This is a genomic window from Streptomyces griseus subsp. griseus (genome assembly GCF_003610995.1).
Taxonomy (GTDB): Bacteria; Actinomycetota; Actinomycetes; order Streptomycetales; family Streptomycetaceae; genus Streptomyces.
The window spans coordinates 825013-851066 of record NZ_CP032543.1 but is presented as its reverse complement, the minus strand read 5'-3'; the positions used below and the strand labels follow the sequence as shown (position 1 = coordinate 851066).

28 protein-coding genes and 2 pseudogenes are annotated in these 26054 nt (G+C 70.6%); 15 read left to right on the top strand and 15 right to left on the bottom strand.

From position 1 onward, the window contains the following. Positions 1–162: 162 nt before the first annotated feature. Positions 163–984, bottom strand: a complete 822-nt coding sequence (locus D6270_RS03925) for a PhzF family phenazine biosynthesis protein (RefSeq protein ID WP_109166714.1) — start codon at positions 982–984, stop codon at positions 163–165. A 586-nt stretch (positions 985–1570) separates the two neighbouring features. Between D6270_RS03925 and D6270_RS03920 the strand changes: the two genes are divergently transcribed. After that, positions 1571–2182 carry a PadR family transcriptional regulator gene (locus D6270_RS03920; protein ID WP_109166715.1) on the top strand — a complete coding sequence of 204 codons (612 nt, stop codon included), beginning with the start codon at positions 1571–1573 and terminating at the stop codon, positions 2180–2182. Between the two features lie 72 nt (positions 2183–2254). On the opposite strand, the gene D6270_RS03915 is transcribed toward D6270_RS03920, so the two are convergent. After that, on the bottom strand, positions 2255–2692 hold the full coding sequence (locus D6270_RS03915) for a type II toxin-antitoxin system Rv0910 family toxin (protein WP_109166716.1): 438 nt from the start codon (positions 2690–2692) through the stop codon (positions 2255–2257). Between the two features lie 61 nt (positions 2693–2753). Beyond that, positions 2754–2966 carry a hypothetical protein gene (locus D6270_RS03910; protein WP_109166717.1) on the bottom strand — a complete coding sequence of 71 codons (213 nt, stop codon included), beginning with the start codon at positions 2964–2966 and terminating at the stop codon, positions 2754–2756. A 257-nt stretch (positions 2967–3223) separates the two neighbouring features. Here D6270_RS03910 and D6270_RS03905 point away from each other — a divergent pair, with 257 nt between their 5' ends. The 3 genes from D6270_RS03905 to D6270_RS03895 all read left to right on the top strand — a co-directional run bounded on the left by D6270_RS03905 (position 3224) and on the right by D6270_RS03895 (position 6197). Then, positions 3224–3766: a Clp protease N-terminal domain-containing protein gene (locus D6270_RS03905; protein WP_109166718.1), complete on the top strand. Its 543-nt coding sequence runs from the start codon at positions 3224–3226 to the stop codon at positions 3764–3766. Between the two features lie 281 nt (positions 3767–4047). After that, on the top strand, positions 4048–5073 hold the full coding sequence (locus D6270_RS03900; protein ID WP_109166719.1) for an EamA family transporter: 1026 nt from the start codon (positions 4048–4050) through the stop codon (positions 5071–5073). A 158-nt stretch (positions 5074–5231) separates the two neighbouring features. Next, entirely contained in the window at positions 5232–6197 is a 966-nt protein-coding gene (locus D6270_RS03895) for a DMT family transporter (RefSeq protein WP_109166720.1), read from the top strand. 66 nt (positions 6198–6263) lie between these two features. Here D6270_RS03895 and D6270_RS03890 read toward each other — a convergent pair whose 3' ends face one another. Next, on the bottom strand, positions 6264–6956 hold the full coding sequence (locus D6270_RS03890) for a pyridoxamine 5'-phosphate oxidase family protein (protein WP_109167596.1): 693 nt from the start codon (positions 6954–6956) through the stop codon (positions 6264–6266). Between the two features lie 48 nt (positions 6957–7004). Here D6270_RS03890 and D6270_RS03885 point away from each other — a divergent pair, with 48 nt between their 5' ends. After that, entirely contained in the window at positions 7005–8336 is a 1332-nt protein-coding gene (locus D6270_RS03885; RefSeq protein ID WP_109166721.1) for an aminotransferase class I/II-fold pyridoxal phosphate-dependent enzyme, read from the top strand. 200 nt (positions 8337–8536) lie between these two features. Here the strand turns inward: D6270_RS03885 and D6270_RS03880 are convergent, their stop codons facing one another. Continuing rightward, positions 8537–9556, bottom strand: a complete 1020-nt coding sequence (locus D6270_RS03880) for a DMT family transporter (protein ID WP_109166722.1) — start codon at positions 9554–9556, stop codon at positions 8537–8539. Positions 9557–9669: 113 nt separating this feature from the next. Between D6270_RS03880 and D6270_RS03875 the strand changes: the two genes are divergently transcribed. Further along, a complete protein-coding gene (locus D6270_RS03875; RefSeq protein WP_109166723.1) occupies positions 9670–10593 on the top strand; it encodes a LysR family transcriptional regulator in 924 nt (307 codons plus the stop codon). Positions 10594–10627: 34 nt separating this feature from the next. On the opposite strand, the gene D6270_RS03870 is transcribed toward D6270_RS03875, so the two are convergent. Continuing rightward, positions 10628–11134, bottom strand: coding sequence for a pyridoxamine 5'-phosphate oxidase family protein (locus D6270_RS03870; protein WP_109166724.1), 507 nt, complete (start codon positions 11132–11134; stop codon positions 10628–10630). Between the two features lie 125 nt (positions 11135–11259). Here D6270_RS03870 and D6270_RS03865 point away from each other — a divergent pair, with 125 nt between their 5' ends. Then, the gene (locus D6270_RS03865) at positions 11260–11928 is read left to right on the top strand and encodes a cysteine hydrolase family protein (RefSeq protein WP_109166725.1); all 669 of its coding nucleotides are present in this window, start codon (positions 11260–11262) and stop codon (positions 11926–11928) included. Here the strand turns inward: D6270_RS03865 and D6270_RS03860 are convergent. The 4 genes from D6270_RS03860 to D6270_RS03840 all read right to left on the bottom strand — a co-directional run bounded on the left by D6270_RS03860 (position 11915) and on the right by D6270_RS03840 (position 14387). After that, entirely contained in the window at positions 11915–12361 is a 447-nt protein-coding gene (locus tag D6270_RS03860) for a Rieske (2Fe-2S) protein (RefSeq protein WP_109166726.1), read from the bottom strand. The two genes, D6270_RS03865 and D6270_RS03860, sit on opposite strands and share 14 nt — an antisense overlap. 139 nt (positions 12362–12500) lie before the next feature. Continuing rightward, on the bottom strand, positions 12501–13082 hold the full coding sequence (locus D6270_RS03855) for a snapalysin family zinc-dependent metalloprotease (RefSeq protein WP_109166727.1): 582 nt from the start codon (positions 13080–13082) through the stop codon (positions 12501–12503). Between the two features lie 472 nt (positions 13083–13554). After that, entirely contained in the window at positions 13555–13854 is a 300-nt protein-coding gene (locus D6270_RS03845; RefSeq protein ID WP_109166728.1) for a hypothetical protein, read from the bottom strand. 113 nt (positions 13855–13967) lie between these two features. After that, on the bottom strand, positions 13968–14387 hold the full coding sequence (locus D6270_RS03840) for a DUF7919 family protein (RefSeq protein WP_109166729.1): 420 nt from the start codon (positions 14385–14387) through the stop codon (positions 13968–13970). Positions 14388–15126: 739 nt separating this feature from the next. On the opposite strand from D6270_RS03840, the gene D6270_RS03830 reads away from it, so the two are divergent. Both D6270_RS03830 and D6270_RS32445 read left to right on the top strand, forming a co-directional pair. Next, positions 15127–15723 (top strand): hypothetical protein, encoded by a 597-nt coding sequence (locus D6270_RS03830; protein ID WP_158650481.1) that lies wholly within the window; start codon positions 15127–15129, stop codon positions 15721–15723. Between the two features lie 829 nt (positions 15724–16552). Further along, positions 16553–16711, top strand: a complete 159-nt coding sequence (locus tag D6270_RS32445; protein ID WP_158650480.1) for an acyl carrier protein — start codon at positions 16553–16555, stop codon at positions 16709–16711. A 741-nt stretch (positions 16712–17452) separates the two neighbouring features. Here the strand turns inward: D6270_RS32445 and D6270_RS03820 are convergent. Further along, a complete protein-coding gene (locus tag D6270_RS03820) occupies positions 17453–18061 on the bottom strand; it encodes a helix-turn-helix domain-containing protein (RefSeq protein WP_109166731.1) in 609 nt (202 codons plus the stop codon). An 87-nt stretch (positions 18062–18148) separates the two neighbouring features. Between D6270_RS03820 and D6270_RS03815 the strand changes: the two are divergent. The 3 genes and pseudogenes from D6270_RS03815 (at position 18149) to D6270_RS03805 (ending at position 20369) form a co-directional block, all read left to right on the top strand. After that, positions 18149–18771 (top strand): annotated as a pseudogene (locus D6270_RS03815) (class I SAM-dependent methyltransferase). Positions 18772–19090: 319 nt separating this feature from the next. Then, a complete protein-coding gene (locus D6270_RS33905) occupies positions 19091–19300 on the top strand; it encodes a mycothiol transferase (RefSeq protein WP_382775222.1) in 210 nt (69 codons plus the stop codon). 91 nt (positions 19301–19391) lie between these two features. Beyond that, entirely contained in the window at positions 19392–20369 is a 978-nt protein-coding gene (locus D6270_RS03805; protein WP_109166732.1) for an alpha/beta fold hydrolase, read from the top strand. Positions 20370–20670: 301 nt separating this feature from the next. On the opposite strand, the pseudogene D6270_RS03800 reads toward D6270_RS03805, so the two are convergent. Next, positions 20671–21657 (bottom strand): annotated as a pseudogene (locus D6270_RS03800) (zinc-dependent alcohol dehydrogenase family protein). 84 nt (positions 21658–21741) lie between these two features. Between D6270_RS03800 and D6270_RS03795 the strand changes: the two are divergent. Continuing rightward, positions 21742–22659 carry an AraC family transcriptional regulator gene (locus D6270_RS03795; RefSeq protein WP_109166733.1) on the top strand — a complete coding sequence of 306 codons (918 nt, stop codon included), beginning with the start codon at positions 21742–21744 and terminating at the stop codon, positions 22657–22659. Positions 22660–23000: 341 nt separating this feature from the next. On the opposite strand, the gene D6270_RS32770 is transcribed toward D6270_RS03795, so the two are convergent. Beyond that, the gene (locus tag D6270_RS32770; protein ID WP_225976769.1) at positions 23001–23285 is read right to left on the bottom strand and encodes a hypothetical protein; all 285 of its coding nucleotides are present in this window, start codon (positions 23283–23285) and stop codon (positions 23001–23003) included. Positions 23286–23349: 64 nt separating this feature from the next. Further along, positions 23350–23727, bottom strand: coding sequence for a VOC family protein (locus tag D6270_RS03780; RefSeq protein WP_109167597.1), 378 nt, complete (start codon positions 23725–23727; stop codon positions 23350–23352). 362 nt (positions 23728–24089) lie between these two features. Between D6270_RS03780 and D6270_RS32765 the strand changes: the two genes are divergently transcribed. Beyond that, entirely contained in the window at positions 24090–24308 is a 219-nt protein-coding gene (locus tag D6270_RS32765) for a hypothetical protein (protein ID WP_225976768.1), read from the top strand. 156 nt (positions 24309–24464) lie between these two features. Here D6270_RS32765 and D6270_RS03770 read toward each other — a convergent pair whose 3' ends face one another. Beyond that, positions 24465–25361 carry an EamA family transporter gene (locus tag D6270_RS03770; RefSeq protein ID WP_225976767.1) on the bottom strand — a complete coding sequence of 299 codons (897 nt, stop codon included), beginning with the start codon at positions 25359–25361 and terminating at the stop codon, positions 24465–24467. 92 nt (positions 25362–25453) lie between these two features. On the opposite strand from D6270_RS03770, the gene D6270_RS03765 reads away from it, so the two are divergent. After that, the gene (locus tag D6270_RS03765; protein ID WP_158650479.1) at positions 25454–26053 is read left to right on the top strand and encodes a TetR/AcrR family transcriptional regulator; all 600 of its coding nucleotides are present in this window, start codon (positions 25454–25456) and stop codon (positions 26051–26053) included. The last annotated feature ends 1 nt before the right edge of the window (position 26054 follow it).

The window sequence follows — 26054 nt, the reverse complement described above, 5'->3', positions numbered from 1 at the left end:
GGGGCGGGTGCGGGTGGTCCCGTACGCCGCCCCTCCGGGCTCTCGGGAGACGGCCCGGCCGCACTGTCAGCAGGACGTCGGCAGCTTGCCTTCAGAAGGATTTCGGCGGCGCGCGTTCGGAAGGACGTCCGCGGGGCCCTCAGAAGCACGTCGGCGGCGCGTTCAGAGGGATGTCAGCAGCTCGCCGTCGATGACGGTGACCGCCGACCCCGTCAGCAGGGTGCGCTCACCGCGCAGGGCGGTGCGTACGAGCCCCGAGCGGGCGGACGCCTGGAGCCCGGTCAGGTCGTCCCGGCCGAACCGGGCCGACCAGAACGGGGCCAGCGCGGTGTGGGCGCTGCCCGTCACCGGGTCCTCGTCGATGCCGACGCCGGGGAAGAAGCCGCGCGAGACGTAGTGGTAGCCGCGGGCGGGGTCCTCGGCGGCGGCCGTGGCGATGACGCCGCGCCGAGAAAGGGTCACGAGGGCGGCGAAGTCCGGGGTGAGAGCCCGTACGGTCTCCTCGTCGCGCAGCTCCACGAGCAGATCGCCGATGTGCTCACCGGTGTCGTGGACCGAGACCGGCTCCGCTCCCAGTGCCTCGGCGAGCCCGGGCGGCGCGGTCTCCTCGCGCAGCGGGGCGGTGGGGAAGTCGAGGGTGAGGGAGCCGTCCGGGTGGGCGGTGGAGGTGAGGATTCCGCAGCGCGCGGTGAAGCGTACGGTGCCGGTGGCCCGCCCCGTGGTGTGCAGGACGTGTGCGGTGGCGAGCGTGGCGTGCCCGCACATGTCGACCTCGGTGGCCGGGGTGAACCAGCGCAGCGCCCAGTCGGCCTCGCCGCCCGGCGGCAGCGGATGGGCGAAGGCGGTCTCGGAGAGATTGACCTCGGTGGCGATCTCCTGGAGCCGTTCGGCGTCCGGGAAGCCGGCGGAATCCAGCAGGAGGACCCCTGCGGGGTTGCCGGAGAAGGGGCGGTCGGTGAACGCGTCGACGATACGAATCCTCATGGGGCGACCGTAGAGCGGCGGTGCGGCCACGGGCCAAGGCCAATCGAGGGTCACTGGCCCTCTTGCCCGGATGTGCGTCGGCACTTCTTCAGGGGCAGGCGGCGCTGCCGCCGTGGCCCGCGCGGCACCGGTGGGTGTCGAGTGACCAGGTGGGGTGCAGCCGGGGCACCGGAGGTGCAGGACCGGACCGTTGCCGGAGACCCGGTGGCGCCGGTGCTCGCCGTGGGTACGGCGGTTCGCGCACGCCGCGCTGTGGCGGGCGTCGTCGCAGGCGCGGCGGGTCACCCGGGCGCGGCGGCCGATGTCCGCCTGCGGGATCTTCACGTCCATGATCAGGAGATTCTGACGAGGCCTGTCAGTGCGAGACGACAGAGCCGGCCACCAACGGTTGTCCCTGGCCGGCATGGATCTGAAAGCCGTCGTCCTCCACTGACACGGACAGCCGGCGATCATCCTTCGGCGGCTACCGATCAACGATCACTGGCACAGGCCACCTTCGGCCCATCCTGGCAGCGCCTTGCCAGACGATAGTTTCCGATATATCGTTGACGCATCGCGACAGATCGACGATGGAAGGAGCGTAGCGATGCGTTCACACGGATACGAGCAAGAGCATGAGCACGGACCGGGGCACTACGGGCCCGGTCATCACGGTCGGGGCGGTCATGGTGGCCGTCGCGCCGCATTCGGGCCGTTCGGGCCGCCCTTCGGTGGCGGGCCTTTCGGTGGCGGGCGCGGACGGGGTGGAGGCCGGGGCAGGGCGCGGCGCGGTGATGTGCGCGCGTCGATCCTGGCCCTGCTCAAGGACCGGCCGATGCACGGTTACGAGATGATCCAGGAGATCGGCGAGCGCAGCGGCGGGGCCTGGAAGCCCAGCCCCGGTTCGGTCTACCCGACGCTCCAGCTGCTGGAGGACGAGGGGCTGATCGTCAGCGCGAGCGAGGGCGGCAAGAAGCTGTTCACGCTCACCGACTCCGGGCGCGGTGAGGCCGAGTCCGGGCCCGAGGCCCCCTGGGAGGAGGCCGGGCGCGGTGCGGACTGGGAGGGCGTGAACGAGATCCGTCAGGCCGGATTCGGTCTGATGGAGGCGTTCGGGCAGGTCTGGAAGACCGGCTCCGCCGAACAGCGGCAGAAGGCGCTGGCCGTCATCAACGACGCCCGCAAGAAGCTGTACCTGATTCTCGCCGACGAGCACTGAACAGGTGAGTCCGCCCCCGACGCCGTAGGGGCCCGCAGATGACGGGCCCCTACGGCGTTCGTGCGGTGGCCGTCAGGGCGTGACCAGGCCGTCTAGTCTGCGCAGGGACTCCTGGAGCGCCGCCGTCGCGGAGTCCGTGAGCTTGCCGCCCATCAGGGAGACCGCCGCGCCGGTGAACTCGCCCTCGATGCGGACTGTGGTGGCGCCCCCGTCCGGCGACGCTGCCAGGGTGTAGCGCATGGCCAGCTTGACCCCCATCGGGCCCGTGCCCCGGGTCGTCAGCAGCCGGCCGTCCTCCAGCTCGTCGACCGACCACACCACTTCGGCGGGGAAGCCCATGAGCTTCATGTTCTCCTCATAGGTGGCCCCGAGCTCCAGAGGCGTCGGGCCGCCCTCGGGGAAGCTGGTGTGGGTCGCGTTCCACTGGCCGTACGACGAGAAGTCCGTCAGCTGCGCCCAGACCTTCTCGGCGGGTGCCTCGATACGCGCCTCCGCGCTGACTTCGGCCATGCGACCACCTCTGGTTCGTCCGGTTCGGTGGAGCGGAACGTAACGGCGACGGCTCCAACATTCAATGCTGATGCACCGTCAGATGTGCTGGGGTCGCCGGGTTCCGCCAGATCTCCGCCGCGTCGAAACGGTCCGACGCGCGCGGGTGCGGGCCTTCGTCGTGGCAGTGGAACGCCGCCCAGAACAGATCGGCGGGCAGGGCGTCGTCCGGCGCGTACACGCGGTAGACGTACCGCATCCCGTCCTGGGCGAGCAGAGCGACATTCCAGAACACCCGTGGTCCCCTCCGTCCGGAGCCGATGTGTGCGGTTACGTGTCGTGTGCCATGAGTGACGTGCGCGCGGGGGGTGCTGGTTGCCCGGGGGAGTGCGGCGCAAGGCGGCGCGCCCCCCTGAGAGCGATGGTTGTACGCCATGGCGCGATCTCATCCGCAGGGATGAGGGTGCGCTCCGGTGTGCCCAACTTGGGTGGGACGCACGAATGGGCCGCTCCGCCGATGCTTCGCGGGCCGGGGGCTGATGGGGTGGAGTAGTGCAGAACCGGACGCCGCGGATCCCCGAACAGCCCGCCCCGAACCCCGTCGGAGCCGACGCCGGACTCACCGTAGAACTGGCCTCGGTGGTGACGGGTGCGCGCAGGCGTGCGCTGCGCGACGGTGACCGGCAGATCGACACCGCCCACCTTCTGCACTCCCTCATCGAGAGCGACCCCGAGGTCCGCGAGGCCTTCGACGGCGGGCCCCGGCTGGCGAAGGTGCTCGGCTACCTGGTGCAGCGCAGCATCGGTTACGGGCTCCGCTGGCAGGGGTCGGTCGAGGACTCCGGGGGCGTCCCCGTCGTGCGGGACCCGGCCTCGGAAGGCTGGTCGCCGTCGGCCGTCATCGCGATGGAGGCCGCGCTGCGCCGCGCCGAACTGCGTGGCGAACCGCGCGCCCGGGGGCTGGACCTCCTTGCCGCACTGGCCGACGACGGGGAGTCCCGTGCGGTGGAGGTGCTGGGCCGGGCGGGCGTGGACGCGCGGTGGCTGTCGGCGCGTGCGGTGGAGCGTACGGCCGAGGTGTCTCCGCGGGTGTGACGGGGGGAGTGCCCCGGTGCGTGGGTGAGGTGGTGGTGCCTGTGGGCGCGGTGTCGTGGCGCGTCTGACCGGGCGGGTGCCCCAGGGGTTGTTTCGTTTCGGCTGGCTGGGTGGGTGCCCGGGGGTGTCTTGGTTCGGCGCGGCCGGCGGGTGTGTACGCGCCCGGGGTGCGGTGGGGGTGACGCGGCTGCGTACGGTCTGACGAAGGGTGCGCACGAGGCGCGCGTCTCGACAGGCGTCACGGAGGTGACGGTGCTGTCGGCTGCTGTCATGATGTCCCGATGCACGCGTCTCGGGGTACTCAGAAACGAAGCGCCGGCCTGGGGCTCGCCCTGCTCTCGGCCTTCGCTTTCGGCGGCTCGGGGGTCGCCGCCAAGCCGCTGATCGAGGCGGGTCTCGACCCGCTCCACGTGGTGTGGCTCCGGGTGGCGGGCGCCGCCGTGATCATGCTGCCGGTCGCCTGGCGCCACCGGAATCTGGTACGTGAACGGCCCGCCCTGCTCGCCGGGTTCGGGCTCTTCGCCGTGGCCGGGGTGCAGGCCTGCTACTTCGCCGCGATCTCCCGTATCCCGGTCGGGGTGGCGCTCCTGGTCGAGTATCTGGCCCCCGCGCTCGTCCTCGGCTGGGTCCGGTTCGTCCAGCGCAGGCCCGTCACCCGGGCCGCTGCGGTCGGCGTGGTCCTGGCCGTCGGCGGCCTCGCCTGCGTCGTCGAGGTCTGGGCCGGGCTCAGCTTCGACGCCCTCGGGCTGCTGCTCGCCCTCGGCGCCGCCTGCTGCCAGGTCGGCTACTTCGTCCTCTCCGACCACGGCGGCCAGGAGATCAAGGGCGGTGACGGACGGCGCGCCGAGCCTCCGCACCCGCTCGGCGTCATCGCGTACGGACTGATCGTCGGCTCCCTCGTCCTCACCGTCGTGGCCCGCCCCTGGGGCATGGACTGGTCGCTCCTCGGCGGAACGGCGGGGATGAACGGCAACGGGGTCCCCGCCTGGGCGCTGCTCGGCTGGATCGTGCTGATCGCCACCGTGCTCGCGTACGCCAGTGGCGTCGTCTCCGTCCGGATGCTCTCGCCACAGGTCGCCGGGGTCGTCGCCTGCCTGGAGGCGGTCATCGCGACCGTGCTGGCCTGGGTGCTCCTCGGCGAGCACCTCTCCGCCCCGCAGCTCATCGGCGGCTTCGTCGTCCTGACCGGTGCGTTCATCGCGCAGTCGGCCGCGCCGAAACCGCCGTCGGGGCCTGTCGCCGCGGGGGCGGGGTCAGCGGCCGCCGCGACCGAGAGCGAGTTGTCCGCCGGGCGGACGTCGCATTAGTGTGCCGCTCATGCATCTGACTGTGCTGCCGCCGCCTGCCGCCTAGCGCGGGCGGCCACTCCGGACGAAGACCGGGCTCGGGCAGTCCCCGAGCGGTTCGTCGCTGCCCGCGTGCGGAGCCCAGCGACCACCACCCTGTCCTCCTCAGGAGCAGTCCCATGTCCCTTCCCGCTGTTTCCGCGCTGCCCGTCGGGCGGAGCCTGCTGTATCTCGTCGTGGCCGGAGTCGCCTGGGGCACCGCCGGTGCGGCCGCCTCACTGATCTTCCGGGTCAGCGATCTCGGCCCTCTCGCCCTGTCCTTCTGGCGCTGCGCCGGAGGTCTCGTCCTGCTGGCGGGGGCGCTCGCCCTGCGCCCGCGCCGCGCACCGCGGGTTCCCGAGCCCCGGCGCCGCCGGCTGCTGCGCATCCTCGGCACGGGCGTCGGCCTCACCGTGTTCCAGAGCGCCTACTTCGCGGCGGTCGAGGTCACCGGCCTCGCCGTCGGCACCGTCGTCACGCTCGGCGCCGGGCCCGTCCTGATCGCCGTCGGCGCGCGACTGATGCTGGGCGAACGCCTCGGCAGGGGCGGCCTGGCCGCCGTGACCGGCGCGCTGACCGGTCTGGCCGTGCTGGTCCTGGGCGGCGAGGGCGGCGATGTCGTCCCGGCCGGGGTGCTGCTCGCGCTGCTGTCCGCCTCCGGGTACGCGGCGATCACCCTGCTCACCCGCTGGCTCGGGCGGGACGGTGGTGGCGGTGACGCGCTGACCACCAGCGCCTGGGCGTTCGGGATCGGAGCGGTCGGGCTGCTGCCCATGGCGGCTGTCGAGGGGCTCGTACCGCACACCGCCGAGACCGGGCAGGTGCTGTGGCTGCTCGTCTATGTGGCGGCGGTGCCCACCGCCCTCGCGTACGCGCTGTACTTTGCCGGGGCCGCCGCCGTCCGCTCGGCCACCGTCTCCGTGATCATGCTCCTGGAGCCGGTGAGCGCCGCGCTCATCGCGGTGACCGTCCTGCGGGAGCGGCTGACGGCGGCCACCGTCGTCGGCACTCTGCTCCTGCTGGCCGCCGTGGCCGGGCTGGCCCTGGCCGAGGCGAGGGGCGCAGCGGTCATGCGCCGGCGGGAGGCCGAGGCGGTGGTGGTGTAGCGGGGAGGGGCCTGGAGCTTGGTGCCGGGGCCCCGGGCCCTGCCTTCCCCCTGGGCGCGGCCGGGGTCAGAGCGCGCGGAGGTAGTCCGGTACGTCGACGGCCGGGTCCAGGTCGTCCGCCGGGACCGGGTCCGCGTAGCCCCGGGTGACCGGCACGATCCCGGTCCAGTGGGGGAGGGCGAGGTCCTCCGGCTCGTCGTCGGGGCCTCCGGCGCGGACCTTCGCGGAGACCTCGTCCAGGTCCAGCCGGATCACCGCCGTGGCGGCCAGCTCCTTGGCGTTGGCCGGGCGCGCGTCCCGGGAGCGGCCCGGGACGGCCTGGTCGACGATCGCGTCGAGGGCGATGCGCCGCTCCTCGGGGTCGGTCACGGCGGTGGCGGTGCCGTGCACCACCACGGAGCGGTAGTTCAGCGAGTGGTGGAAGGCGGACCGGGCCAGCACCAGGGCGTCGATATGGGTGACGGTCAGGCAGACCGGCAGCCCCGGGTCCGCCGCCCGGGTGTTCCGCAGCGGGCGGGAGCCGGTCGACCCGTGGACGTACAGACGTTCCCCGACCCGGCCGTACATGGTCGGCAGCACGACCGGTGCCCCGTCCCGGACGAAGCCGAGGTGGCAGAGGTAGGTCGCGTCGAGTATCGAGTGGACCAGCTCACGGTCGTAGGAGGCGCGTTCCTTGGCCCGGGTGGGCACCGTGCGGTCGGTGGGCGTATAGGGCGCGGCGCCGGGGTCCGTGGCGGTGGCCGGTGCGGTGTCCTGCATGGCGTACTCCATTAGGCGATCCTATTGCACTAGTGCATACTGTTGTTTGTGCTAGGAGAGTATCGGATCGGTGGACGGCGCGCATCGGAAATCGCCGCCAGTGTGGAGCGCGGGGTCGGTTCCGGAGACCTTCCGCCCGGCCATGTGCTGCCCCCGATGCGGGAGTTGGCGGCGCGTCTGGAGGTCAACCCGAACACGGTGGCCGCCGCCTACCGGACACTGCGCGAGCGCGGGGTCATCGAGACGGCGGGCCGCCGGGGGAGCCGGGTGCGGCCGCGGCCGGCCAGCACCGCGCGCGGCTCCCTGCGCATCGAGGCGCCGCCGGGCGTACGCGACCTCGGCGAGGGCAACCCCGATCCGGCGCTGCTGCCGGCGCTCGGCCCGGCGCTCGCCGTGGCCGCCGCGGTCGACGCCCAGCACCCCGGGCTGTACGGGGAGGCGCCCGTGGTCCCGGAGTTCGCCGCCTACGCGCGTACCGCGATGGACGCCGACGGGGTGCCCGGAGGGCCCGTCGCGGTGGCCTCGGGCTCCCTCGACGCCATCGAGAGGGTGCTCGCGGCGCATCTGAGGCCCGGCGACGCGGTGGCGGTGGAGGACCCGGGGTGGGGGAGCGTGCTCGACCTCGTACCGGCGCTCGGGCTGCACGCCGTACCGGTCGGGGTGGACGACGACGGGCCCCTCGTCGCGGATGTGGAGCGGGTGCTGCGGGCCGGGGCGCGGGCGCTCGTCGTCACCGACCGCGCGCAGAACCCGACCGGCGCCTCGGTCAGCGCCGACCGCGCCCGGGAGCTGAAAGCCGTGCTCACCCGCCACCCCGACGTACTGCTGATCGAGGACGACCACGGCCACGCCATCGTGGACCTGCCGCTCCACCCGCTGGCCGGGACCACGGACCACTGGGCGTTCGTCCGCTCGGCGGCCAAGGCGTACGGGCCCGACCTCCGGGTCGCCGTGCTCACCGGCGACGCGGTCACGGTCGACCGGGTGGCGGGCCGGCAGCGGCTGGGGCCCGGCTGGGTCAGCCGGCTGCTCCAGCGCGCGGTCCTCCACCTGTGGACCTCGGACGCCGTCGACACCGCCGCCGTGGCCCGGTCCTACGGGGAGCGGCGCGACGCCCTCGTGCACGCTCTGGCGGAGCGCGGGGTGACGGCGTACGGGCGCAGTGGGATGAACGTGTGGGTGCCCGTCAGTGACGAGACCGGGGCCATCGCCCGGCTGCTCCACGCGGGGTGGGCCGTGGCCCCCGGAGCGCGCTTCCGGGTACGCACGCCCCAGGCGGTGCGGCTCACCGTGTCCCGGCTGGCGGCGGCGGACATCGGCCCGCTGGCGGACGCGGTGGCGGCGGCGGCCGGACCCGCGCGGCCGGTGACGTACGGCTGAGGTGCCTCGGGCGGCACCCGTGGGTCGGTCGCGCACGGCGGGGGCGCTTCGGGCCGTGCCTGCTGGTCGCCTGCGACGGCGGTGTGTTTCGGGCAGGGCCCTCCTGGTGCGTACGGCTGCCGCGCCGTTCCCGGGCGCTTGCCGTGCGCACGGCCACGTAAGGCCGACGCGCCAGGCCCGGCCGCCTGCCGTACGCACGGTCACATACGGCTGAGGCGCTTCGTGCGGCCGTCCTCCGTACGGGGCCGTGTACGGGGCCGCGCGGAGGACGGCGGGCGGCTCTGGGTGAGGGCCGCTCCGGCCAGCACGATCGCCGCGCCCACCGGGGTGTTCCAGCTCAGCCGCTCGCCGAGCAGGGCGACGCCGGCCGCCGTGGCGATCACCGGGATGAAGTACGTGACCATCTGCCCGGTCGTCGGGCCGACCTCCTGGACCAGCCCGTACTGGAGCAGCACCGCCAGCCCCGTACCGAGCGCGCCGAGCGCCAGGACCGACAGCGTGGGCAGCAGCGGAAACGCGTCCGGGGCTGACGTGAACACCGGCGTCACCACGGCCAGTTGCAGCGTCCCGATGAAGAGCTGGCTGCCGGTGAGCGTCAGCGTCGAGGAGCCGGTCCCGGCCAGCGTACGGCGGACGTAGATCCAGCCGACCGCGTAACTGAACGAGGCCAGCAGCGCCATCCCCGTACCCGGCAGGTCCAGGCCGGAGAAGCCCTGCCAGGCGCCCAGGACCGTCAGCACCCCGAGGAACCCGACACCCAGCCCCGCGACGCGGCGGCGGGTCGGGCGGTCCTCGGAGAGCGCGACCACCGAGAGCGCCATGCCCCACAGCGGTGAGGTCGCGTTGCAGATCCCGGCGAGGGTGGACGGGATCGTCAGCTCGGCGTAGGAGAAGAGGGAGAACGGCAGCGCGTTGAGGAAGAACGCCGCCACGGTGATGTGCCCCCAGGTCCGGGCCGAGCGCGGCAGCCGCTCGCGGCGCACCGCCATCGCGACGGCCAGGACGGCGGTCCCGGCCAGCAGCCGTCCGAGTGTGACCTGGAACGGTGCGAACCCCTGGGTGCCCACCTTGATGAGCAGGAAGCTGAACCCCCAGATGAGGGAGAGCGCGGCGAACCGGATCCGCCAGTCCACGGCCGGGTGCCGGGCGGCGGGGGCGGGTGGGAGAGGAGGAACGGAGGCGGCCGGAGGGACGGCGGGCTGCTGGCAGGGGGCGCTCATGGCTCAACGATGACGAACAGCACTGCTTAGGACAAGCGAGAGTTTCTGTGCTCGTCCGCGTAGCATCGCTTACATGTCGAACGGGGAGCGGACATGCTGAGCCGGGAGCGGACATGCTGAATCTGGAGCGGCTACGCACCCTGGACGCCCTCGCGCGGCACGGCTCGGTGAGCGGAGCCGCCGGGGGGCTGCATGTCACCACCTCGGCGGTCTCGCAGCAGATGGCCAAGCTGGAGCGTGAGGTCGGGCAGCGACTGCTCGCCAGGAACGGGCGCGGTGTCCGGCTCACCGACGCGGGCCTGCTGCTCGCGGACCACGCCGCGCGGATCCTGTCGCAGGTGGAGCTGGCCCAGGCCGACATCGAGGCGCAGCGCGGCGAGGTGGTCGGCGAGGTGACGCTCTCCGCGTTCCCCACGGCCGCACGCGGACTGCTGCCCGCCACCCTCACCGCCCTGCGCACGGACCACCCTGAACTGAAGGTGCGCACGACGGAGTTGGAGCCGGAGCAGGGGCTCCAGGCGGTGCTCCGGGGCGATGTCGACGTGGCCGTGGCGCTCGACTGGAGCAACAAACGACTGCCCGTTCCCGGCGGCCTGACCAAGGCAGAACTCCTCGACGACGCACCGGACATCGCCATGCCGGCCGGACATCCGCTGGCCGACCGGGCCGAAGTGGAGCTGGAGGACTTCGCGCAGGACGAGTGGGTCTCCTGGCCCGAAGGTGAATTCTGTTACGAGTGGCTCATGTTCACCCTGCGCTCCCGGGGCATCGAACCACGCATCTCCCACCTGGCCGGGGAGCACCACACGCAACTCGCCCTGATCGCCGCCGGTTTCGGCGTCTGCGTCGCGCCGAGGCTGGGGCGTGGTCCCGTTCCCGAAGGGGTCTCCCTGGTGCCCGTGCGGAAGACCATGCGCCGCCACATCCACGCGGTCTGGCGCACGGACGCCGACCGCCGCCCCTCCGTACGGGCCGCGGTCGACGCGCTGCGGGCGGCGGGGAGACGGGTGGCGGTCGGAGCCTCTGCTGCTGGGTGACCGCCGGGCCAGGCCCGGAGCCTCCGCCGGGGGACTACCGGGACAGGTCCGGAGCCTCCGCCGGGGGCTGACGGGACAGGTCCGCCAGCTTGCGGAAGTCCCACGAGGTGATGGTGTCCGGGGTGAGCCGCAGCCAGGCGTGCCGCCCGTCGTGGGGCATCTCCTCCATCCCGAAGTATTTCGCGGGGAACAGCCGTTCCGGTACGTCGAGTCCGGGGCACGGCTCGCCCGTGCGCGGGGCCTCGCCGACGAACTCCGCCGTGCCGGACAGCTCCACGCCGCGCAGCTCGTCGTACTCCACCCCGTCGTCGACCACGACCGCGATCCTGGGGTCCTTGCGCAGTTGGGACCAGCGCAGGCTGCGGGTGATGGAGTACAGCCAGAGCGAGGAGCCGTCCCAGACGAACCAGAGCGCGCCGATGTGCGGCGGGCCGTCGGCGGCGAGGGTGGCGACCCGGCAGGTGCGCTGCTCGCCGAGGTAGGCGTCCCGCTCCTCGGGGGTCATCATGATCCGGCGACCGCGGCGCTGGGTGTCGGTCATGAGGGTTCCTCCCCTTGTCATCTGACGAACTGTCAGAAAGCATGGGGCCTCTTTCCGCGCGGCGCAATGCCGCTCGCCGCGCGGCGGTCACCGGACCGGAGAAGGCCCAGAAGGAGGGGAGCGCCGTGGCGTCCAGGGAATCCCAGGAACGGCTCGCCGCGCTGTCGGCCCCCGACACCACCGTACTGCTGACCGTCGAATGCCAGCAGGGTGTCGTGGGGCCGGAGAGCGCCCTGCCCGAACTCGCCGCGGCCGCCCGCTCCTCGGGCGTCCTCGACAACATCGCCCGGCTGGTCGCCGCCGCCCACGAGGGCGGGGTCCAGGTCATCCACGCCGTCGCCGAGAGCCGCCCCGACGGGCGCGGCGCCAACCGCAACGCCCGGCTCTTCCGCGCCGCCGCCCGGCTCCCCGTCCAGCAGCACGCCGGCACCACCGCCGTACGGGTCGCGGCACCGATCCAGGTCGCGGACGAGGACCTCGTCGTACGGCGGCTGCACGGGCTCTCGCCGCTGGCCGGGACCGATGTGGACGCCCTGCTGCGTAACCTCGGCTGCCGCACGCTCGTCGTCACCGGGGTCTCGGCCAACGTCGCGATCCCCAACGCCGTCTTCGACGCCGTCAACCTCGGCTACACCGCCGTCGTCCCGTCCGACGCGATCGCGGGGGTGCCCGCCGAGTACACCCCCGCCATGATCCGCAACACCCTCGCCCTGGTCGCCACCATCACCACCACGGACGACATCCTGGGCCGCTGGAAGGCGCCCCGCAGGCGGCCCGGAGCTACGCCAGGGTGATCGAGTCGCCCGTCACCGTGATCTTCCGCACGGGCAGCGCCTGGGTGGCGGGCCCGCCGGTGGGGCTGCCGGTCGCCGCGTCGAACGTGGAGTTGTGGCAGGGGCAGGTGATGACGTTGTCCACCACGTCCTTGACCGCACAGCCCTGGTGGGTGCACGTGGCCGAGAACGCCTTGAACTCCCCGGCACTCGGCTGGGTCACCACGACCTTCTGCGCGGTGATGACGACTCCACCGCCCTCGGGGATGTCCGCCGTCTTCGCCAGGACGGCCCCGCCCCCACCGCCGCTCCCCGGCTGTTCGACCGACTCCGCGCCGCCCGACGCGTCCGAACCCCCGCACGCGGTGAGTGCGGCGGCCGCCCCGGCCGCCCCCACCGCCAGGACGACGGTGCGGCGTTCGAGGAGGGTCCGGCGCTCCTGGGCTGCGCTCATCGTGGCATTTCCCTTCATCGGTATCCATGAATGTGTCTTCGGCCATGGGTACGGAGAGGGGGGCCCGGGCGTTCAGCGGACGGGCGCGGAGCCTGCGCCCGGGTGCGGGAGGGGCGGGGCGACCGCCCCTCCCGCCGGGTCAGTGCGCGTCGACCAGTACGCGGCCGTCGGCCGGGGTGCGTGTGGCGGCGCGGCCGGCGTAGGCGGACTCGACCCGGGACCGCTCGGTCGCGTTGGGGACGGAGTTCTTGCAGCTGATGCCCGCGCTGGAGCCGGACATCAGCTGGGAGCAGGGGCCGGGCTTGGTGTCCGGCAGGCCCAGGTTGTGGCCGATCTCGTGGGCGGCGATGCGGGTCTTGTCGTGCCCTTCGGTGACCGCGAGGCTGCCGAGCTCCACCCGGGCCTGGCCGCCCGGACGGACCGGGCCGAGCGTGGCCTGCGGCCAGCCGTTGGTGGCGATGATCTGGATCTCGGCGCGGGTGCCGGGCTGGGCCTTCGCCAGCTTCACATTGCCGACGTTCGCGTTCCACGCGGCGACTCCGGCGGTGATGGCCGCCTCCCAGCCGGTCGCCCGGGTGGCGTCGTAGTAGAGAGTGGTCACCGCCGCGGCGCGCGCCGGTGCGGCCGGTGAGGGCGCGGACGCCGCGTGCGTCGCCGGGGCCATGATCATGGTGATGGCCGCGGCGGTGCCGGCTGCCGCGAACCACTTGGAGTGGCGCATGAGTTGGTCCTTTCGCTGGGCTGGTCCTTGCAGGGGGCCGGTGCCTGCGGGGAGGCGGGCGGGCCCGGGCCGGATCAACGGTTGTCGGTGGCCTGTCAAGTTGTCGCGGTCGGAAGTATGCGCGCGTTCCACCGGTCCTGACCCATGCCGATCGGCCATAACGTGAGTGGATGTGGCCATAAGGCCGCGGCCGGTCAGCCCGACCAGACGCAGCGGGCCTCAAAGGCGTCCCGGGCGAGGCCGAGCGGCAGGGGGCGCGCGCTGAAGAGGGGGGATTCACGGTGCGGGGCCAGCAGATGTCTCCCGAGCAGGGGATCGCCCGCGAGTCTTCGCATGACCACGCCCTCGCGCGCCCGGGATCACATTGGGAGCTGGGCCAAAGGCCCACCGATCCGTTGCCTGCGGCACATGATTGCCGCAGGCGACGGGCTTGTCGCCTGACGACGCTCCGCGGGTGTTTTGACCGGTCAGTTCAGAAGAGGTCGAGCTCTGCAGACTCGGCTGCACCCAGTAATCGGCATTCTCCGGTATTTCCGTCAACGCGCAGGTAGCCCGTACCTACAGCTATGCCCCGGAGGTCTCCGGCACGGGGATAGGCAGCTGACTGGCAGTCGAAAGAGAAGTCGCCTCCCACTCGGGCGCGTTCCCCTTCGACGCGCGCGAGGGCCATGCCTTCGTGGCTGGCCTGCTGCTCCAAGAAGTTCTGGGTCAGCACCGGAGCGTCTTCGACGCTCAGCGTCAGTCTGTCCTCAGGGGAGAGAAGTTCCGCCATGGCGAGAGGCCGGCATGTCAGCCGATGAGGCCAGCGTCCGGCCGCTGATTGAGGTGGCCGGACGCTGCGTCTCCGCCTGGATCTCGCGACCTGCGGATTGTCTTCCCCTGGAGCTAGTCAGCCAAGACCAACTCGTCAGGGCCATCCATCCCAGCCGTCCCGACTACCGCCCGGCAGAACTCCGCGGGAGGGCAGTAGCGGTGCTCCGTGATGTAGTGGATGACGAGGTTGGGGGCCGAGTAGACAGTGCCGTCGGTGTCCTGAGCGCGGATCTCAGCAGAGCCGAGCCACACCTGGGTGTCGAAGGCCGGACCACCAAGGATGACGGGCCGCTCGGTGGAGCAGAACTCGCAGTCGTGAACACCGCGCGTCTGGTTGTCGTAGGCACTGCTGAGCGCCTTCATCGCATCGATCACACGGTCGTCCACGATCCCGGTGCGGTAAACACGATCGGGTCCCAACCAGCCGATGTTGAGCATCTCCTGGTCCGATGCGTCGTACACGTAGGCGGTCATGTCGGGGTAGTAGGGCATAACCACTCCTCAGCGTGGGTTGCAGTCTTCTCGGCAGAAGGGCCATGTGCACGGGTCCCATGTCGGGGTCGAGAGCTGGTTGCGGTAGAACTCGGCCGCGGCTGGGCTGCCTGGCCGTGTTGCGCCATGATCAGCGCTTGGCCGACATGGCCGGCGGCAACGATGAGTCCGGGGCGGGTGACGGTCTTCACCTACGACAACCAGAACCGGGGCACCGCGATGGTGAACGCTTTCACCTCCTTGGTCCCCAGGACAATGTTCCTCCCCCCGTTGACGACCACCTTCGTGAACCTGATGTCGCACGAGAAATCCAGTAACGTCCCGAGGCGAGCGGATAATGCGCACCCGGGTACGCGGGTGGCAAGGAGATGGCCATCAGGGCGCAGGGATGGTTGCCCATCGCCTCGTTGGCCGACTGACCTGTCCGCCCTCTCCTGCCGGAGTGCCCTCTGTCGGCCCGGAAGGGCGGTGTCGCGGGTCTGGGCGGGACGGGGGGCAGAGGCGCGCGGCCCGTCACCCGGGGCGGGGCGGCGGGCCGAAGGATCGTTCGGTACCGGTCGTACGCTGGGAGGACGAGCACCCAGACCGGCCCTTGAGGGTCCGGCGGGTTCAGGCGACAACCCGCCGAAGGCTAGCTGGAACTTACTCCAGATCACGCGGACCCGGCAGCGGAAACGCCTGTCCATCTGCTCGGCCGTCACGTTGAATGTCCTCGGTAGCGATCATGGAGGATCGGGGGATGACGGTGAAATACGGCATACGCGCTGTGGCGCTCGCGGCCGTTGTGATGTGCGGGCTGACGGGATGCGGCAGCGAGAGCGAGCCGCTCACGGAGAAGGGGGTCGAGGAGGCATTGCTGTCCGAGAAGACGCTCCCGGACGGCTACAAGCTGCGCCACGCGCCCGCGATGGAGGACTTCGCCGCAGGGGAGAACGACTGCCGCAACTGGTCGGGCACGAAGTGTCCCGGCTTCGTGGCGTCGGGGGGCACAGGACTGGAGGGGGTGGAGGCCGTTGAGGCGTCCGGTCGCGGCAGCACGGCGGGCGTCAGTATCTGGGCCTTCGACACACCAGGGAACGCCGAAGCCGCCCTCAAGGGCATGGAGTCCACGCACAAGCAGCGGATCGGCCTGGAGATCAGCAGCGGGGCGGATCAGACCACGGCCTCACACTCGGTTCTGACGCCGTTCCCGTGGAAGCACTACACCTCCCACGTGGACATGCGCGTCGGGGCGACGATCATCACGGTCGGGGCCCAAGTGAAGACGCCCGAGGACGTCACCGACCTCGCCCGGTACACCGCCGACCACATCAGGAAGAAGCAGAGCGAGGACTGACCCCGCACGGCCCGTCGGCCTCCGCTCTGCCCCATTCTCCGACGTTCCCCGGCAACCCCGGGTGATGCGGCGGGTGATGAAGTCCTCTTCCCGTTCCGTGCGCTCGCTCTCCTGCCTGTCGGCCGATGACGGCCAGGTGCGCAGAAGGTGGCGGATCCTCTCCGGGGCATCCGGTGGTTTCGCTGGTGGTGATCTTCGTGAACCTCTCCGGAAGCGGTCTCGTCGGTATGTGCCTTCGAACGGTGGTGGGTGGGGGCCCCGCCCGATCCCCCTTCACGGAATGGGCACCTGCTGCGCCCCTGCGTCTTTCGGGCCTCTCGTTGTCGGGCCGGGGGTCCGGTCCGTAGCGGAGCTGCCGGCTGACCGCGGTCCGCAGAGAGGCCGTCGCCACTCACCGCGCCACCTGGACCACGCAGCAGCACACCCGCCCCGAGATCCAGGCCGCTGCCGTACGCCGGCTCCGCGAACCCGGAGAACGCTTCGTTGACGGCCACCAGGCCCTTGAGGCGCTCCCCGCCAAGGCGGCCCGGACCGCGTAGGGCCGTTGCCGGGGGCCAAGTCCGGAAAAGGGACAGGTCAGCCCGGAAGCGCGCTGTGGCGCACTTCCGGGAGCGGCCAGGCCACCCTGTGTGCGAGCCAGCCTCGGTGCCGGGGCGTCTGGGAGGGTGCACGATCCTGCGCGGTCCCCAGGGGCTTTCCCTGAGCGGACGACGGGTTCTCAACGGGTTTCGACGTGTTTTCCCAGTTCAGGAGAGGGATTATTCGGGGTGACGTGTCCTCCGCCATCGTTGATCGTTTACGACTCTGTCCAGATCGACGGGCTCCCCTTGTGCACAGCTGGCAGGGCCGGTGCAGCCTGGCCTACGAGGAGGAGTTCGACATCGGTGTGTCCGACGAGGATGAGGAGAAGCTGCTCACCGTCCAGGACTTCTTCGATCACGCGCACGCCGCCCTGGACAACCGGGGAGTGACGTCCCCCGAGTTCTAGGCAAGGCAGTTGTCCGGACCGGAGTTGCCCCTCCGGCCCGGACGATGACCGGCTCCCGCGCCTGACGCTTCGAGCACGGTGAACTCACCGCCGACGAGCGGGACTCCTCTTCAGCTGCGATGTGGATGGCTCCTGGCTGTGGCTGACGGCCGTTGCGTCAGGTGCGGAGGGTGCGGAAGAAGGCTTGGATGTCGTCGACGAAGAGGTCGGGTGTCTAGGAGGCGGGGGAGTGTGCGCCTTCGGTGTGGTCCCGGAAGAAGACGGGGCTGTCGTCGGTGGGGCCGAGGACTTTGCGGACCAGCGGGTCGCTGTAGAACAGCGAGGAGGCCATGGGGACGGCCGAGGTATCGCCCCAGCCGGGGTTGTCGGCGTGGGTGAGTTCTCAGTAGACGTCGCCGGCTGCGGGTCCGGCCCGGGTGAACCAGTAGAGGCTGGCGGTGATCAGGACGTTCTCGCGGCTGATCGGCGTGGCGGGGTTGGCCCACTGCACGAACTTTTCGCCGATCCAGGCCAGTTGCAGGGCCGGTGAGTCGGTCAGGCCCTAGCTCAGAGGGAGAATCAGGACGGCCGCAGCGGGTGAAGGGCCCAGGGTACGGGCCTGGTCACTGGCGGGGGATCGCTGACGCGGTTCGTGTCCACCGGCGTTCGACCTGGTCGATCTCTGCGGGTGCGACATTGTCGACTGCTGCGTTTGCGCGGTGAGGCTCGCTGCTGACGGGGATACAGAATCTTTCGCTGAGTTCACCGTCGGCTCCCGGTCTGAGACGACCGGTGAGGGTCGGTGCGTACGTGCGCACGTATCCCTTGCAGGCCGAACAGGATAAGAAGCTCAACCACGCCGCCGTCGGCGCTGCCCAGCCAGTGGGGCAGGGACGTGTCGAACTCGGCTGCTTCACCGGGCGGCAGTGTCAGGTCGCGCTCGCCGGTCACGAGCCGCAGGCGTCCGCTGAGCACGTAGAGCCATTCAAAGCCTTCGTGGGTCTGCGGGGTCGGTTCGAGTGGTTCCGGCTGGGCGGGGATGATCATCTTGAACGCGTGCACACCGCCCGGTCGCCGGGACAGGGGCACGAATGTCATCCCGAACCGCCTGATCGGCTTGAGGTGGATCCGGGGGTCGCCAGTGCGCGGGGCACCGACGAGATCGTCCAACGGAACGTCGTAGGTACGGGCCAGCGGCAGCAGCAGTTCCAGGCTCGCCCGGCGCTGCCCGCCCTCCAGCCGGGACAGGGTGCTCTCCGACACGCCGGTCGTTGCCGAGAGCTCGGCGAGGGTGATGCCGCGGTCACGACGCAGCGCACGCAGCCGTGGCCCCACCGCGTCGAGCACGTCTTCATCCGTCTTGGGATCCATGGGGCCATCTTGCCATTACCGCAAGTTTGCGTGCCAGTTTCTGGTACGCCCGGCAAGACTGAGCGCCTTCTGACACAAGGAGTTCCGATGAGCACCACCGGTGCGGTCGCCTTCGGGGACGGCATCTACGCGCCCGGACCGGCAACTTGCAACCCACAACCGAACGCTCGCCTCACCGAGACGGTGACGGGCCTGCCGCCCGGTGACGCGTTGGACGTCGGATGCGGCTACGGCGGCGACGCGCTGTGGCTCGCCGGCCAGGGGTGGCAGGTCACCGCCGCCGACATCTCGGCCGTGGCGGTCGAGCGGCCTGCCGCCCTCGCCCGCTCACACTGCCTGGGCGATCGCGTCACCACCGTGCGACACGACCTGCACAGGTCTTTCCCGCCCGGCGGGTTCGACCGTTCTCCGCCCACTACCTGCACACCCCCGGTGCCCTGGGCCGGGTAACCGTCCTGCACTCGGCCGCGCACGCACTGGGCCCGGGCGGGCGGCTGCTGGCAGTCGACCACGGCTCGGCCGCGCCGTGGTCGAGGAATCAGGGCGCTGACACCCGGCACCCGAGCCCACGGAAGGTCGCCGCCGGTATCGATCTGGCCCCGAGGACATGGACGGTCGAGCGGGCCGGCACCCCCCGGACCGCGACCGGACCAGGCGGGCACACCGCCGAGGTCACCGACCACGTCCTTCTCATCCGCCGCACCGCCTGACACGGCGGCAGGCCCCCAATAAGGAAGGCGACCACTGTTGCCCAGCACCACACGCCGCGATGGCCGTGGCGACACCCCGCCGCCCTGGCCGGAAGCAGTGAGGTCGAGGTCTTGCCCGGCTTTCTCGACTGCCTCCGAACCTCGATCGCCACGAAGGCGACGGCGCCCCCGAGCCGCAGGTGCGAACAGCCGTGGTTGGGCAGGTCGGGCACGAACCTGCCCGACCACCTGACGTACGTCGAGCGGTCAAAGTTCCTCGGGGACGACGTCCCCGACCGGCAGGCGACGTTCCGCGCCGCGCCGACGGACAGCGTGGACGATGTCGTCGCCCGCTACCGAGACGCGGTCAGGCGCGCGAACGACGTTCTCGACGGGTGCCGTTCTCGGCGCTCCGGTCCCCCGACCCCGGCCGGACCGCCCCGCTCCCCGCATCCGCTGGACACTCACCCACCCGATCGAGGAGACCGGCCGGCACGCGGGCCACGCCGACATCCTCCGCGAACTCTCCGACGGCATGACCGGCCGCTGACCCACCCCCTCCAGGACGGAAACACGTGATCACAGAACCACGACCATTGCCACGCCGCTCCCTCCGTTCGGCGCACACGGCGGCAACCGTGATGCTCACCCTCCTGCTCACGATCGCCACCACAGCCTGTTCCACCCCCGCCTCCACGCCGACCGCCGGTGGAGGTGTTCCCGCCTACGCCGCCGCCACCCAGGACGATCCCCGGTTCAAAGACTCCTTCCAGCACAAGTTCGCCGACGTCGACGGCGTCCGTATGCACTACGTGACGGGCGGCAGCGGCACACCGGTCGTGCTGATACACGGCTGGCCACAGACCTGGTACGGCTGGTGGCAGATCATGCCGAAACTCGCCGAGCACCACACCGTCTACGCCGTCGACCTTCCCGGACTGGGCGACAGCACCGGCTCACCGACCGGCTACGACAAAGCCACGCTGGCCCGGTACGTGCACAAGCTGATCTCCGACCAGCTCGGGGTGCGTGATGCCCGTGTCATCGGGCACGACCTCGGTGCCGCAGTGGCATTCCAGTACGCCAGCCAATTCCCCGACGACACCACCCGCCTCGGCTACCTCGACCTGCCGCTGCCCGGGCCCGCGATCGATGCAAGTACCTACCGCTCACTGAGCTGGCACATCGCCTTTCACTCCCAGCGACGAGTCCCCGAGGCGGTCGTGGATGATGATGTCCGCGAGTACCTGGCACTGTTCTATCCCCAAGTCTCCTTCGGCGGAACGGCGTTCGGCGGCACCTCCGACCGGTCCCCGTTCACCGGCGCCGAGATCGACGAGTACGCACGAACTTATAGTCGGCCCAAGGTCCTGGCGGGCGGCTTCGAGCTCTACCGCGCCCTCGACAAAGATGTCCGCGACACCGTGGCAGCAGCACCCGTGCGTGTCCCGACCCTGCTCATGGCCGCCGAAGGGCAACTCGAAGCGATCCAGGGCACAGTCGCCCCGCGCGTGACCAACATCGTGCGGGCGGTGGACGTGCCGAACGCCGGGCACTGGCTCGTCGAGGAGAACCCTCGGTTCGTGACCGCCGAGCTATTGCGCTTCCTCGACGGGTGACCACGCCACCAAGGCGGCACCGCAACGGGCCCTGACATCCTCTCCCCGCCGAACCGCACGGCCGAACCGGTCTCGAGCAGAAGCCCGTGAGACCGGCGCACCGGACGTAACTGCCTCAGCAAATGCCGGATTTACCGCGGCAGTGCCGCAGAGGCAGGGCGGGCGTGACGATCGAACCGGCGACCGGACTCGGGAGCGGGGGCGCGTTGCGGTTGCTGCCGGGGCGGTCAACCCGTTGGTCGGTCAGGTACTTGACGCCCCCGGCCTTCTGCACCGACGGCCGGTTCCCGACCTGGCGCCGTTAGTGGCTGATCACGACTTTGCCGAAACGTGGGCCGTGCGCGAAATGGCCGAATGCCTGTGGGGTGTCGGAGAAGGGGAAGACTCGATCGATCACGGGGCGGATGCGGTGTTGGGATAGGACGCGGTTCATCTCTTCCAGGTCGCTACGGCTTCCGACGCCGATCGCGCGGAGTGTGGCGAAGCGGAGGGAAAGGGGCATCAGGTCCATGCCCTGTCCGGCGCCGCCGAGGTGGCCGACCAGGGAGATGGTGCCGTGCAGAGCGAGGGCCTCGACGGACTGGGGGATGGTGGCGGCACCGCCGACTTCGACGACGAGGTCGACGCCACGGTCATCGGTGAGCGTGCGGACTACGGAGCCTCAGTCAGGGGTCTCGGCGTAGTTGACGGCGTCGGAGGCGCCGAGTTCGAGCAGTCGCTCGGCCTTGGCCTCACTGGAGGTTGTGGCGATGGTTCGAGCGCCGGCAGCGAGGGCGAACTGCAACGCGAACAGCGACACACCGCCGCTGCCCTGCACCAGCACGGTGTCGCCAGGCCCGACGCCGGCCACGGCGGACCAAGCGGTCAACGCCGCGCACGGCAGCGTCGCGGCCTCCTCGAAGCTGAGGTGCCCGGGCATCGACACCAGGGCATGCTCGTCGACGACGGCGTAGTCGCTGAGCCAGCCGTCGATGTCGGTGCCGTACATTCGGCCCACCTTCCGCACCGGGCCGCCGAACCATGTCGGGTTGAACGAGTTGACCACACGGTCGCCGACCTGGAACCGGGTGGTCTCCGGCCCCACCGCCTCGATCACGCCGGCGGCATCGGAGAGCTGGATCAGGTTCGGCAATGGCGGGAACGGATACAGCCCGTTGGCGATCACCATGTCACGGCTGTTCAGGGAGGTGGCCTTGACGCGGACCAGGACTTGCCCGCGTCCGGGTGCGGGGGTGGGTCCCTCAACCCATTCGAGGGCGCGGTCGGTGTTCAATCGGTATGACTGCATGGTCTCGACGCTAGGCTGCTCGCGCTGGACGACCAGTATCCTGGAGTCCAAATTTTGCAACTGATCGTCCAGGGGCGAGGCGTCATGGATCTCGTCGACACCGTGCTCAGCACCATGAGCATCAGACCGTCCCGGTACGCCCGGCTCAGTGTCGGCGCACCGTGGGGCATCTCCGTGCGGTCGCCCGGCTACGCCCGGCTGCTGCTGGTCGCGGAGGGCTCATGCTGGCTCGGTACGAAGGCGTTCGACGAGCCGCAACTGCTCGTCGCCGGTGACTGCTACCTGGTTCAGAGCAACGTCGAGTTCACACTCCAGGACGCGCCGGGCCGCGCCCTCGTAGACTGCGACTCGCTGTCTGAGACCCACATCGCCGAGCACAGCGGCGAGGGTGAGCGGACGGTGATCCTCTCCGGCCGGTTCTCCTTCGACATCGCCGCCGCGGGACCGCTCTTCGACGCTTTGCCGCCCTTGCTGCGCATCGATCTCGGCAACGCCGCCGGCCGGTCACTTCGTGCCACCTTCGACCTCCTCGACGCCGAAGCATCCGAGGGCGGCGGCAGTTCCGCCCTGATCGCCAGCCGACTCGCCGATGTGCTCTTCGTGCAGGCGATGCGAGCCTGCTGCGCCTCCATCGACAGCGGCAGCGTCAGCTGGCTCGCCGCGCTCCGTGACCCTCAGCTCTCGGCCGCCATGAATGCCATGCACGCCGACCTCACGCATACGTGGACCGTCGCCGAACTCGCCCGTATCGCCGGTATGTCCCGCTCCGCCTTCGCCGCCGCATTCCATGCCAAGGCCGGGGAGACGCCGCTGAGCTACCTCACCTCATGGCGTCTCTACCGGGCCAAGACCCTGCTGCGCGATACCCCGTTGAGCGTCCAGGAGATCGCCGTGCGGGTGGGCTACGAGACCGGCACCGCCCTCAGCCGCGTCTTCACCCGCCGTGAAGGTGTCTCCCCTGGCGCCTGGCGCAGAGAGCGGCGACGTCTGCACGCCGCTTGATCCAGGACCGGCACCATGGCAGACGGTCGAACGCTGCTTCAGCACAAGCACAAGCACAAGCACAAGCACAAGCACAAGCACAAGCAGAACTGAGCCGTGGCCACCCCCTATGACAGACGGGCCCCACCACCACAGAGCCCTGATCACACTCGCCTGTCTGCGACCGGCTTCACGCCGGCATTTCGGGGCAATACCCCGAAGGGCCGTCCCGTAATTGATGACCAGGCGTTACGGGGTAGTGCGCGGGCTCGTATGCAAGGAGAGGTTCACCTGCCGCCCGACTTGATCCATGGCCATTTCCCGATGCAGACCACGACAGGGGCGACGAGCATGGTCAGCAGCTACAGGCCCACGCTCGCTGGAGAGTAGATGTAGTAGCGCCAGTGCTCCGGCAGGGGCGACGGCGCGAGTAGAAGCAAGAGCAGGGTGGCCCATGTGGCCAGCACGGCGGCCGCCATGCGTGCTGCGGTCATCGTTCTGCGCGGCGGGTTCGACAGCAGTGCGAGCACCAACCGCCCGGCCCGCAGCCGGGGTTCGTAGCGGCTGAACCGGCCCGCGATCCGGCTCATGGCCACCGCGAACGCCTCCCGCCACCGGGCGGGATCTATGCCGTGGCCTGCAGCCACCGTCTCATCGTCAGTCCACACAACTCACCATGAGACGGTGGCCGCACCCCTGCGGTGTCTCCTGTCAGTCCCGGACGAGACAGAACGGGTGACCTGCCGGATCCGCAAAGATGCGCCAACTCCTTTTCCCGTCCCCCTCATCGAGCAGTGAGGCGCCCCGATTGAGGACGTCTTCCTGAGCTCGGTCCAGGTCCTTGGCTCCCAGGTCAAGGTGGAACTGCTGAGGTCGAGCGGGATCCGGCCACCGCGGTGGTTGGTGGTTCTCCACCCGCTGGAAGGCCAGCACGAGCCCACCGTCCGTGTGAAGCGTCGCCCAGCTCTCGCCGAGCGACCACCGCGGATCCGGCTGGTTCACCACACCGCCGAGAAGCGACTGGTAGAAGCGGGACAGCTCAACGACATCGGCACAGTCCAACACCACACACTGCAGCTTGGCGATCATGAAGGGCAGCGTCTCACGACGCCTGATCACGATCTGCAAATGGAGCACTAAGTCGTTTCGATGAGGTCTTCGAGCCGTGGTCCGGGGTCTGTTCGCAAGGGTTCGCCGGGCGTACGCTCCGGCCCATGAGACGTACAGCAGCGTTCCCCGCACACCATCGCGTGCCGGACCTCGGCCGGAGCTTCGCCCCCGCCTTCTGAAACGCCACGTGCATGTGGTGGTCTCAGTCGTTGTCGCTGTGGGGGAGCCCGTCGTCCAGGACGATGCGGATGGTCTGGCCCTCGCCGTCGACACCGGTGAGCTCGGCGGCGATGCGGTTGTAGGCGGTCATAGCCAGGTCCCAGTCCGCCTCCGGCGGCGTGGTGGGTGTCCCACAGCTCGATGAGCAGGGCGATGAGGGAGCGGCCGGACAGGACGGTCTGGATGCGGCCTTCCTTGACCTCCTCGACCGAGGGTGGGGTGCGGAGGTGGTCGTGGTCGACGGCCAGGGCGCCCTCATCGGCGCGTTCCGCGACAAGGTCGGTTTCGGCTGCGCCTGCCCCGCTATCGTCGACCGCTCACGCCTGGCCTTGCGGCGATGATCCGCCCGGAAGAGAACGCCGCGACCAGCGCGAGCTTCCTGAGCCGGCGATCACCTCCGGCCTCTTGAGCCGTGTCCCGCATGGCGGTTCGTGGGTCCTACCGGCAGAAGGAGCGACTGCTGGTGGGGTGCGTCCGATGATCCTTTTCGTTCCGAGTTACGGGCGGTTTGTGCTGGTTGGCACCGGCGGAGCTGGGAGGCTTCCAGCACGCCAGGTCGCTATGGCACCGGCTGACACGATCAGTCCCATGCCGGCGAGCACCGGTGCGGAGAGACTCTCGGCGAGGGCGAGGGCACCGATGAGTGCGCCCATCACCGGGTCGAGGGAGAACAGCGTCGCGACCACTTTGGCACCGGCCATCTTCACGGCCTGGAAATCCAGGGTGAAAGCGAGCGCCACCCCCACGACGCCGGAGACGGCGACCAGGCCCCAGTCGGATCCGTTGACGCTTGGGACGGCGGGAAGGGAGAAGGGGAGGAGCAGGATCGCTGATATACAGACCGCCACGGTCAGTCCCTCCAATCCGGAGGACGCCCTGCCCACGCGCTGCGCGAAGAGGGTGTAGCAGGCAAGGGCCAGCGCGGAGAGCAGCCCGAAGGCGATTCCTGCCCACGCGACTGTCCCGCCGGGCTCCGTGACCAGGACCACGCCCACCAGACCGACGGCAGGCAGAAGCGCTTCGCGCCAAGCGCGCGCCGAGGCGACCGCCACGACGAACGGTCCGAGGAACAGCAGTGTCGCCGCCACGCCGAGTGGGAGGCGGCCCACCGTGGAGTAGTAGGCCACGTTCATGACGGCCATCGAAGCGCCGTAGACGACCATGCCGGCCCAGTCCTGCCGCGTGTGGCCACGGACCCTCGGACGCACCAGCACCATCAGGACGAGAGCAGCGCAGAGCTGCCGCAGTCCGGCGACGGCGGGAGCGCCCAGCCGATCGAAGAGTGTCGAGGCGAGTGCTGCCGAGGCTTGCACGCTCAGGCAACTGACGAGGACCAGGCCCGCACCGAGGAACGCTCGGGTACGGGCAGGTCCCTCGCCGGTCAGGTTGTTCATGTGCGCACCTCCGGTCTGAGGCGAGAGGCACCCGCCCCTCCCGGTCTCACTGAAACGACCGTTTCACTGTAACGCTCGTTATGCTGGAGGGCATGGACCAGGACACCGCCGCGGCCATGGCCAGACCGTCCGCCAGGGACCGATTGCTGGACGCAGCCGACGAGCTCTTCTCCCGGGACGGCATCGCCCGCACCAGCGTCGATCAGGTGCTGCACCACGCCCACGTCGCCCCCGCCACGCTCTACGCGCACTTCGGGGGAAAGGACGGCCTGGTCGCAGCCGCGCTGCAACGGCGTCTGGACCGCTGGGAACAGGTATGGCAGGAAGCCGTGGACGCCGCGCCCACACCCGCCGAGAAGCTCCTGGCCTTGTTCGATGCCGTCGCCGCCTACCGGGATCTGTACACCCCGGGCCGCGGGTGCGCCTTCCTCGCGACCAGCACGGAACTGCCCGACCTCGACCACCCCGCTCGCGCCGTGATCGAGGAGGAGTCCACGCTCCTCGTCACACGGCTGAACCAGCTGGCGGAGACCGTCACCACCGAGGACCCCGCCGCCCTGGCGGGCAACGTACTGCTCGCGTACGACGGAGCCATGGCCGGCCTCCAGCGAGGACGGACGCCGGACCCTCTCGGCCACGGCAAGGCGCTGGCGAGGTGCCTGATCCAGAACGCGATCCAGGCCGAACGTTAAG

Coding starts and splice junctions, on each gene's coding strand:
- D6270_RS03925 (WP_109166714.1), bottom strand. CDS start 984: ATGAGGATTCGTATCGTCGACGCGTTCACCGACCGCCCCTTCTCCGGC.
- D6270_RS03920 (WP_109166715.1), top strand. CDS start 1,571: ATGCGTTCACACGGATACGAGCAAGAGCATGAGCACGGACCGGGGCAC.
- D6270_RS03915 (WP_109166716.1), bottom strand. CDS start 2,692: ATGGCCGAAGTCAGCGCGGAGGCGCGTATCGAGGCACCCGCCGAGAAG.
- D6270_RS03900 (WP_109166719.1), top strand. CDS start 4,048: ATGCACGCGTCTCGGGGTACTCAGAAACGAAGCGCCGGCCTGGGGCTC.
- D6270_RS03895 (WP_109166720.1), top strand. CDS start 5,232: ATGTCCCTTCCCGCTGTTTCCGCGCTGCCCGTCGGGCGGAGCCTGCTG.
- D6270_RS03890 (WP_109167596.1), bottom strand. CDS start 6,956: ATGCAGGACACCGCACCGGCCACCGCCACGGACCCCGGCGCCGCGCCC.
- D6270_RS03880 (WP_109166722.1), bottom strand. CDS start 9,556: ATGAGCGCCCCCTGCCAGCAGCCCGCCGTCCCTCCGGCCGCCTCCGTT.
- D6270_RS03875 (WP_109166723.1), top strand. CDS start 9,670: ATGCTGAATCTGGAGCGGCTACGCACCCTGGACGCCCTCGCGCGGCAC.
- D6270_RS03870 (WP_109166724.1), bottom strand. CDS start 11,134: ATGACCGACACCCAGCGCCGCGGTCGCCGGATCATGATGACCCCCGAG.
- D6270_RS03860 (WP_109166726.1), bottom strand. CDS start 12,361: ATGAGCGCAGCCCAGGAGCGCCGGACCCTCCTCGAACGCCGCACCGTC.
- D6270_RS03855 (WP_109166727.1), bottom strand. CDS start 13,082: ATGCGCCACTCCAAGTGGTTCGCGGCAGCCGGCACCGCCGCGGCCATC.
- D6270_RS03845 (WP_109166728.1), bottom strand. CDS start 13,854: ATGGCGGAACTTCTCTCCCCTGAGGACAGACTGACGCTGAGCGTCGAA.
- D6270_RS03840 (WP_109166729.1), bottom strand. CDS start 14,387: ATGCCCTACTACCCCGACATGACCGCCTACGTGTACGACGCATCGGAC.
- D6270_RS03830 (WP_158650481.1), top strand. CDS start 15,127: ATGACGGTGAAATACGGCATACGCGCTGTGGCGCTCGCGGCCGTTGTG.
- D6270_RS03820 (WP_109166731.1), bottom strand. CDS start 18,061: ATGGATCCCAAGACGGATGAAGACGTGCTCGACGCGGTGGGGCCACGG.
- D6270_RS33905 (WP_382775222.1), top strand. CDS start 19,091: ATGTCGTCGCCCGCTACCGAGACGCGGTCAGGCGCGCGAACGACGTTC.
- D6270_RS03805 (WP_109166732.1), top strand. CDS start 19,392: ATGCTCACCCTCCTGCTCACGATCGCCACCACAGCCTGTTCCACCCCC.
- D6270_RS03795 (WP_109166733.1), top strand. CDS start 21,742: ATGGATCTCGTCGACACCGTGCTCAGCACCATGAGCATCAGACCGTCC.
- D6270_RS03780 (WP_109167597.1), bottom strand. CDS start 23,727: ATGATCGCCAAGCTGCAGTGTGTGGTGTTGGACTGTGCCGATGTCGTT.
- D6270_RS03770 (WP_225976767.1), bottom strand. CDS start 25,361: ATGAACAACCTGACCGGCGAGGGACCTGCCCGTACCCGAGCGTTCCTC.
- D6270_RS03765 (WP_158650479.1), top strand. CDS start 25,454: ATGGACCAGGACACCGCCGCGGCCATGGCCAGACCGTCCGCCAGGGAC.